General features: G+C 61.9%; 10 protein-coding genes and 2 pseudogenes. All 12 read right to left on the bottom strand.

Annotated elements, in window-relative coordinates; genetic code table 11:
* Positions 1-243 (bottom strand): annotated as a pseudogene (locus tag WBB85_RS21885) (hypothetical protein); the annotation flags it as partial.
* 29 nt (positions 244-272) lie between these two features.
* Positions 273-1,379, bottom strand: a complete 1,107-nt coding sequence (gene nuoE, locus WBB85_RS21880; RefSeq protein ID WP_432640685.1) for an NADH-quinone oxidoreductase subunit NuoE — start codon at positions 1,377-1,379, stop codon at positions 273-275.
* Positions 1,379-1,651 (bottom strand): hypothetical protein, encoded by a 273-nt coding sequence (locus WBB85_RS21875; protein ID WP_432640684.1) that lies wholly within the window; start codon positions 1,649-1,651, stop codon positions 1,379-1,381. Before WBB85_RS21875 ends, nuoE begins: the two co-directional genes overlap by 1 nt.
* The gene (locus WBB85_RS21870; RefSeq protein WP_432640686.1) at positions 1,648-2,868 is read right to left on the bottom strand and encodes an NADH-quinone oxidoreductase subunit D; all 1,221 of its coding nucleotides are present in this window, start codon (positions 2,866-2,868) and stop codon (positions 1,648-1,650) included. The genes WBB85_RS21875 and WBB85_RS21870 overlap by 4 nt, the downstream gene beginning before the upstream one ends.
* 4 nt (positions 2,869-2,872) lie before the next feature.
* On the bottom strand, positions 2,873-3,745 hold the full coding sequence (locus WBB85_RS21865) for a sulfotransferase family protein (protein WP_432640683.1): 873 nt from the start codon (positions 3,743-3,745) through the stop codon (positions 2,873-2,875).
* On the bottom strand, positions 3,745-4,353 hold the full coding sequence (locus WBB85_RS21860; protein ID WP_432640682.1) for an NADH-quinone oxidoreductase subunit C: 609 nt from the start codon (positions 4,351-4,353) through the stop codon (positions 3,745-3,747). The genes WBB85_RS21865 and WBB85_RS21860 overlap by 1 nt, the downstream gene beginning before the upstream one ends.
* A gap of 10 nt (positions 4,354-4,363) precedes the next feature.
* Positions 4,364-4,897 (bottom strand): NuoB/complex I 20 kDa subunit family protein, encoded by a 534-nt coding sequence (locus WBB85_RS21855; RefSeq protein WP_432640681.1) that lies wholly within the window; start codon positions 4,895-4,897, stop codon positions 4,364-4,366.
* Positions 4,888-5,253: an NADH-quinone oxidoreductase subunit A gene (locus WBB85_RS21850; RefSeq protein WP_432640680.1), complete on the bottom strand. Its 366-nt coding sequence runs from the start codon at positions 5,251-5,253 to the stop codon at positions 4,888-4,890. The genes WBB85_RS21855 and WBB85_RS21850 overlap by 10 nt, the downstream gene beginning before the upstream one ends.
* Positions 5,254-5,439: 186 nt before the next feature.
* The gene (locus tag WBB85_RS21845) at positions 5,440-6,222 is read right to left on the bottom strand and encodes a crotonase/enoyl-CoA hydratase family protein (RefSeq protein ID WP_432640679.1); all 783 of its coding nucleotides are present in this window, start codon (positions 6,220-6,222) and stop codon (positions 5,440-5,442) included.
* On the bottom strand, positions 6,215-6,718 hold the full coding sequence (locus WBB85_RS21840) for a DUF6653 family protein (protein WP_432640678.1): 504 nt from the start codon (positions 6,716-6,718) through the stop codon (positions 6,215-6,217). Before WBB85_RS21840 ends, WBB85_RS21845 begins: the two co-directional genes overlap by 8 nt.
* A 1-nt stretch (position 6,719) precedes the next feature.
* Positions 6,720-6,965, bottom strand: a complete 246-nt coding sequence (locus WBB85_RS21835; RefSeq protein ID WP_432640677.1) for a hypothetical protein — start codon at positions 6,963-6,965, stop codon at positions 6,720-6,722.
* Positions 6,949-7,172, bottom strand: a pseudogene (locus WBB85_RS21830) (hypothetical protein); the annotation flags it as partial. The gene WBB85_RS21835 and the pseudogene WBB85_RS21830, both read right to left, overlap by 17 nt.

Below are 7,172 nucleotides of genomic sequence, written 5' to 3'. Positions count from 1 at the left end.
TTCGGGCGCCGGGGCGGCAGCAACGGGGGCTGCGGCCTCGACGGCGCGCAGGTCCTCTGCCTTGGAGCAGAACGCCCATGTAAGGAAGAAACCCAGAACCACTGCAAAGATCGCGCCGATCAGCAGGGCCGAAAAGACCCCATACTTGGCCACCAGCAACAGCATCAGCGCCACGAGCACACCGCCCGCGATCGCAACCCACCATGAATTCCTGCGGCATTCCGCGCTGCCCTGTCCCGTCATCCCTCGCACTCCCCGTTTCCGTTACTTTTTCAGTAAACTTCGCCCTTTTTCACGCGTTTGGAAAACTCGGTCTGACCGCCTTCGGCCAGCAATTTTGCCTGATCGATCCAGCCATCGCGGCTGGCGCGGCCCTTGAACCCTTCCAAATTGTCATCAACCCAGGCCAGCTCCGCCTCACTCCAGGCCGCGACCTGATCGAAGTGGAAAAAGCCCATGCCATGCAGCATCTGTTCCAGCTTCGGGCCGACGCCCTTGATCATCTTCAGATCATCCGCGCCACCCTTGCGCGGTGCCTTCATTGCCCGGGGTTTTTTGGCATTGGCCGGTTTAGCGTCCGCTTTGACCTCGGCCTTGGCAGCAGGCTTATCGGCCTTTGCGGGCTTTGCCGCCGGGGCGGCTTTCTTTGCAGGTGCTTTCGCGGCACTGGATTTGCCCAGCCACGGGGTCAGAAGCGGCACCTCGGTTCCGTCGATGCGCTTGACGCTGTCGCCGATATCGACGGCAAGCTGGACCGAGCCGTTATGTTTCGCCCGGCCCTTTTCGTACTCTTTCAGGCTGGTCAGACCGCTGAGCGGCTCTGACGCATAGCGACCGTTCTGCGGACCCGGCACCGGCACCATGCCAGCGGCCATGTCGTCGAGAAGTGTCGAGAGGCTCTCGGCCGTCAGATCCTCGTAATAATCCTTGCCGATCTGGGCCATGGGCGCGTTGGTGCAGGCACCAAGGCATTCGACCTCTTCCCAGCTGAACTTGCCATCGGCGGACAGCTGATGCGGCTGGGCAGCGATCTTTTCGCGGCAAACGCGGATCAGATCCTCTGCCCCGCAAATCATGCAGGACGTGGTGCCGCAGATCTGGATATGCGCAACAGAACCAACGGGTTGCAGCTGGAACATGAAGTAGAAGGTCGCCACTTCCAGCGCCCTGATATAGGCAAGCCCCAGCATATCGGCGACATGTTCGATGGCCGGGCGGGAAAGCCAGCCCTCCTGCTCCTGCGCGCGCCACAGAAGCGGGATGATCGCCGAAGCCTGACGGCCCTCAGGGTACTTCGTTATCTGCCCCTTCGCCCAGGCAAGGTTCGCGGGCGTGAATTCGAATGAGGCAGGCTGTTCGTGGTGAAGGCGGCGGAGCATTATTGGCACTTCTCGGTAGTGATGAGCTTGTAGCTCTCGGTCGGGGCGTCGTAGCGAACGTCACCACTGTTACCGAGCGATACAACCATCTGATTGATGGTCCAGGTGTCGTAGCCCCTCTCGGCGAAGATCTCGACAAGAGTGGTTTCGGTCAAGGTGCAGTCGTTCGCCTCGAACGCCGCATACACGGTGGGCCAAGGATCGTCGCTAGCATGAGCACCGACGCCGGACAGGACCAGAAGCAGACTGCAGGCCAGACAGGAGAATCTCACCGGTCAATCTCCCCAAACACGACATCCATCGTGCCGATGATCGCGGCGACGTCGGCCAGAAGGTGGCCCTTGGCCATCCAGTCGATCGATTGCAGATGTGGATAGCCGGGGGCACGGATCTTGGTGCGGTAGGGTTTGTTCGACCCGTCGGCGACAAGGTAGACGCCGAACTCGCCCTTGGGGGCTTCGATGGCGGCATAGACCTCGCCCGCGGGCACGTGAAAGCCCTCGGTGTAAAGCTTGAAGTGATGGATCAGCGCCTCCATCGAGGTCTTCATCTCACCCCGTTTCGGCGGTGACAGCTTGCCCCGCGCCATAACGTCGCCCTTGCCCTCGGGGGCGCGCAGCTTGGCGATGGCCTGATGGATGATCGAGACCGACTGGCGCATCTCTTCCATGCGGCAGAGGTAGCGGTCATAGCAGTCGCCGTTCTTGCCGACCGGGATCTTGAAGTCGAACTCATCGTAGCATTCATAGGGCTGCGACCGACGCAGGTCCCAGGCCATGCCGGACCCCCGCACCATGACGCCCGAATAACCCCAGCGCAGCACATCATCCTCATGCACGATGCCAATATCGGCATTCCGCTGCTTGAAGATACGGTTTTCGGTCAGGAGGCCATCAAGATCGTCGATGATTTTCGGGAAATGGGTCGCCCATTCCTCGATATCATTGAGAAGGTCATCGGGCAGGTCCTGATGCACACCGCCGGGGCGGAAATAGGCGGCGTGAAGCCGCGCGCCACAGGCCCGCTCATAAAAGACCATCAGCTTTTCGCGTTCCTCGAACCCCCACAAGGGCGGCGTCAGCGCGCCGACATCGAGCGCCTGCGTGGTGACGTTGAGGATATGGTTCAGAATGCGGCCGATTTCCGAAAAAAGCACCCGGATCAGAGAGCCCCGGCGCGGCACCACGGTGCCGGTCAGCTTTTCGATCGCCAGACACCAGGCATGTTCCTGGTTCATCGGCGCAACGTAATCGAGCCGGTCGAAATAGGGCAGGTTCTGCAGATAGGTGCGGCTTTCCATCAGCTTTTCAGTGCCGCGATGCAAAAGCCCGATATGCGGGTCGCAGCGTTCGACAACCTCGCCGTCCAGCTCAAGCACCAACCGCAAAACGCCATGCGCCGCAGGGTGTTGCGGGCCAAAGTTGATGTTGAAGTTGCGGATCCGCTGTTCGCCGGTCAGCGCATCTTCATAGCCTCTGGAACCGTCCATCATCTTATGCCCCTGCCATGGCCGCACCCCAGCCCCGGGGCATCTGCCCGAGCTTTGACGCGACATAATCGTATTGCGGGCGAAGGAACTTCGCCGCGCGCTGTTTCTGATCCGCGGTCATCGGCACCGGAATGCCGGTATGAACGCAGGTGTCGTAATCGCCCGGCATCGGCCGGATACCAAGAAATTCGCAGAGCCGGTCGAGCGCGGCATCCGAGAAAAGCTCTTCATAGGTGCAGAGGAAGACCCGGTCAGGGTCGAGCGTCATTTCAAGCTTTTCCAGCGTCGCACGATAGTCGCCGCGTTCGACGATATGCTCTTCCTGCCCATCAAGCGTCTTATCGAAAATCCGTGCGGCGCGTTCGGGAATGTCACTTCCATCCTTGCTGCGACGCCTGGCAATCATGCGAACATGACTCCAGAGCCTGTCGACCGGATCGCGCATCAGATAGACGAACCGCGCATCCCCCGCGATCTTGGCCATATGGGCCAGACATTCGGCCGAAAGCAGCGAATAGCTGGGCGTAATGTCACCGACGACCCGTTCATCTTCACGCCCGTCCTGCAGGAAGGCGAGATAGGCGGTCTCATCCCCCTTACGCAGGATATTGGAATAGATGCCGATCTCAGCCAGATGCAGGCTGGCCTGGCCGTTCTCTCCGCCCTGCCCGCTGGCAATGCGGCGCCCCAGCGACGCGCCGGCGTTTTTCAACTGCTTCAGATACCAGTCGCGGCTGTCCTGTTCACGGGCGTCGAAGAAATGCAGTTCCTTGATCGAGCGCAGGTAGCAGTCGGGATGCGCGGCGAGATAGCGGTAGAGCCAAGAGGTCCCCGCCTTCGTCGCACCGATCCCGTACATGACCACCGGTTCGGCCATCAGCCCTTGGCCTCCTGCTTCTCATCGCCCGGCAGGATGTATTCCGCGCCTTCCCACGGGCTCATGAAATCGAACTGACGGTAATCCTGCACCAGCTTCACCGGCTCATAGACAACCCGCTTCAGCGTTTCGTCATAGCGCACCTCGGTATAGCCCGTGGTCGGGAAATCCTTGCGCAGAGGATAGCCCCGGAACCCGTAATCGGTGAGGATGCGGCGCAGATCGGGATGGCCGGAGAAGATGATGCCGAACATGTCGAACACCTCCCGCTCGAACCAGTTGGCCGAAGGGTGGATGTCGGTGATCGAGGGCACCATATCCTCTTCGCGGGCCTGAACGCGGACACGGATTCGGGCGTTCTGGTACATTGACAGGAAGTGATAGACGACGTCGAACCGGGCCACACGTTCGGGGTAGTCGACGGCGGTGACGTCGACGAGCGTCGAGAACCGGCAGGACCGGTCGGCGCGCAGGAATTCAACGAAATCGGTCAGGCCCGCAAGCGTGACGGTGACGTTCAGCTCGCCGAACGCGATCTCGGTCGCGACCACTTCATCGGGGCGTTTGATCTCGATATGGGCGGCCAGCTCCTGAAGGGCTTCGGACATGGGTTCCTCCTCAGCGAACCAGGGTGCCGGTGCGGCGGATCTTCCGCTGCAACTGCAGGATACCGTACAAGAGCGCCTCGGCCGTGGGCGGGCAGCCCGGCACATAGATGTCCACCGGCACGATACGGTCGCAGCCGCGCACAACGGAATAGCTGTAATGGTAGTAGCCGCCGCCATTGGCGCAGGACCCCATGGAGATGACATAACGCGGCTCGGGCATCTGGTCGTAGACCTTGCGGAGCGCAGGCGCCATCTTGTTGGTCAGCGTGCCGGCAACGATCATCAGGTCGGACTGGCGCGGGCTTGCGCGGGGTGCGGTGCCAAAGCGCTCAAGGTCATAGCGCGGCATCGAGGTATGCATCATCTCGACCGCACAGCAGGCAAGCCCGAAGGTCATCCAGTGCAGAGAGCCGTTGCGCGCCCAGTTGATGATGTCCTCGGTCGTGGTCAGGAGGAACCCTTTGTCCTGCAGCTCGCGGTTCAGCGCCTGGGTCGCGACCTCACGGTCGGCACCGGCAGTGTTCGCCCCCGTCATCACGCCCATTCCATCGCCCCCTTCTTCCACTCATAGGCAAAGCCGATCGTCAGCACCCCAAGGAACACCATCATCGACCAGAACCCGACCATCGAGATATCCTTGAACGCCACCGCCCAGGGGAAGAGGAAGGCCACTTCCAGGTCGAAGATGATGAACAGGATCGAGACGAGGTAGAAGCGCACATCGAACTTCATCCGCGCGTCATCAAAGGCGTTGAAGCCGCATTCATAGGCCGAAACCTTCTCCGGATCGGGGTTGCGGACGGCAAGGACAACCGCCGCGAGGATCAGGACAAGGCCAAGACCGACGGCCATGGCGAGAAAGATGAGGATGGGAAGATATTCTCTGAGCTGATCGTCCACCGTTGGCTCCTTCGTCCCGCACGTGTTGCACACGCGTCATATGGCTCTCGCCCGTTTACTCCCCCGCCCGGACGGGGTCAACCAAAGGCGGGCTGCAATCTGTCGCGTATGGCGCGGAAAATGTCGGCTCTGGCGGGCAGTTAACGCTACCCGACATGATTGCGGTGGCTGGCTCGTTGCAGTTTCTCAAGCTTTCCAGCCCGGCGCGCGCTTGTCGAAGAAGGCGGCGATTCCCTCGGCGGCCTCGGGGCTTTCCCAGCGCCGTACGAGCGCGCCGATGGTTTCGGCGATCACTGCCTCATCGATCCTCGGCCCAAGCTTGCGGGCCAGCGCCTTGGCTTCGGCGACCGCACCCGGTGCACAGGCAAGGTAGGGGGCGACCTCGGCTTCGATCGTGTCATCAAGGTCATCGGCATCGACGGCACGGGCCAGAAGGCCCAGCCTGACCGCCTCGTCCGCGCCAAAGAGGCGCGCTGACATGAAGACCCGCCGCGCCATCGCCTCGCCCATCCGGGCCAGCACATAGGGGCCGATGGTCGCCGGGATCAGGCCAAGCCGCGTCTCGGTCAGGCCGAAACGGGCACCATTGACACCAATGGCCACATCACAGACCGAGGCCAGGCCGACCCCGCCGCCGAAAGCGTTGCCCTGCACGCGGCCGATCACCGGCTTCGGGCAGGTATTGAGCGCATTCAGCATCATCGCAAGCTTCGTCGCCTCACGCGCCCGAGTTGCGCCATCGGCCGCAATCTGTTCGCGCATCCAGCCCAGATCGCCCCCGGCGCAGAAACTGTCGCCCGCGCCGGTCAACACGATCACCCGCACGGCAGGATCGCGTCCCAATCGCCCCGCAACCTCGGTCAGTTCGGCGATCATCGCCGCGGAAAGCGCGTTGTGCTTCTCAGGCCGGTTGAGCGTCAGCGTCGTAACGCCACGCGGATCGGTCGCACTGATGATCGTCTTATACATCGCCCAACTCTCTTCCCGTGTCTCGAAGCCATTCGCCATAAAGCCAGACCATGCGATCCACGAACCAGATTTTCGATCCCATCGTCAGGATCGTGCCGAACACGGTCCATGCGAGATCAAGCCACCACAGCCCCAGCCCGAGAACGACGGCGCCCAGAGCGGATGCGGTCGTGAGAATCGTTGCCCAGACCCGGTGATGTCCCGCAACCTCGTTTCGCCGCCGCAAAAACACACGTTCCCCCAGCACCCCACGCGACACCCAATTGTCCAGGCTGGCCGGTGGCGGAAAGGCACGCGGATTGAGCAAGACCCAAGCGATGACCACAGCAACGGCCGCCCATGCCCATACGCCGATCCACACGCGCGACCAGATCGCCAGCGCAAGGAAGGGCAGCGTTAGCATCCTCGTATAGACCGACCAGGGGGAGGCATGGCGGCGCCAGGTCTCATTGCTCATCCCCATCAATCGTTCGGCGGCGGCGTAGACATCCTTCACGTCAGCATCTCCTGTTCGAATTTGCCTGCTTCACGCAACAAAAAACAAGTTCCGGGCCGGTGTCGACACCCCGCGCCAGCTTGGGGTCGGTATTGGTCAGCGCCCAGCCGCCCGTATCGTGGTAGTGGCCCACAAGGCATTCGGGCGCAAGTTCCTCCAACACAGCGGACAGCATTGCATCCACTGTCACAGTCAGGCCGAACCGGGCCCCGGAAACACCAATGGCCACATCACATACCGAGGCCATACCGACCCCGATGCCGAACGCACCACCCTGCAACCAGCCGATCACCGACCGCACAAAAAAAGTCGCCCGCGTCTGTCAGAGCGATCTCCCGCACCGCCCGGTCGCGGCCGAGCCGCCCGGTAGCCCCGGTCAGTGCCGCGATCATCACCACCGACAGCGCGTTGTGTTTGTCAGGCCGTTTAAGGTCAGCCGGGTGACGCTCCGGGG

The sequence above is a fragment of the Albidovulum sp. genome (assembly GCF_049646345.1).
Taxonomy (GTDB): domain Bacteria; phylum Pseudomonadota; class Alphaproteobacteria; order Rhodobacterales; family Rhodobacteraceae; genus Albidovulum.
This window is presented reverse-complemented; position numbering and strand designations above follow the sequence as displayed.

Coding starts and splice junctions, on each gene's coding strand:
- WBB85_RS21855 (WP_432640681.1), bottom strand. CDS start 4,897: ATGGGCGTGATGACGGGGGCGAACACTGCCGGTGCCGACCGTGAGGTC.
- nuoE (WP_432640685.1), bottom strand. CDS start 1,379: ATGCTCCGCCGCCTTCACCACGAACAGCCTGCCTCATTCGAATTCACG.
- WBB85_RS21865 (WP_432640683.1), bottom strand. CDS start 3,745: ATGGCCGAACCGGTGGTCATGTACGGGATCGGTGCGACGAAGGCGGGG.
- WBB85_RS21860 (WP_432640682.1), bottom strand. CDS start 4,353: ATGTCCGAAGCCCTTCAGGAGCTGGCCGCCCATATCGAGATCAAACGC.
- WBB85_RS21835 (WP_432640677.1), bottom strand. CDS start 6,965: ATGGCCTCGGTATGTGATGTGGCCATTGGTGTTTCCGGGGCCCGGTTC.
- WBB85_RS21845 (WP_432640679.1), bottom strand. CDS start 6,222: ATGTATAAGACGATCATCAGTGCGACCGATCCGCGTGGCGTTACGACG.
- WBB85_RS21870 (WP_432640686.1), bottom strand. CDS start 2,868: ATGGACGGTTCCAGAGGCTATGAAGATGCGCTGACCGGCGAACAGCGG.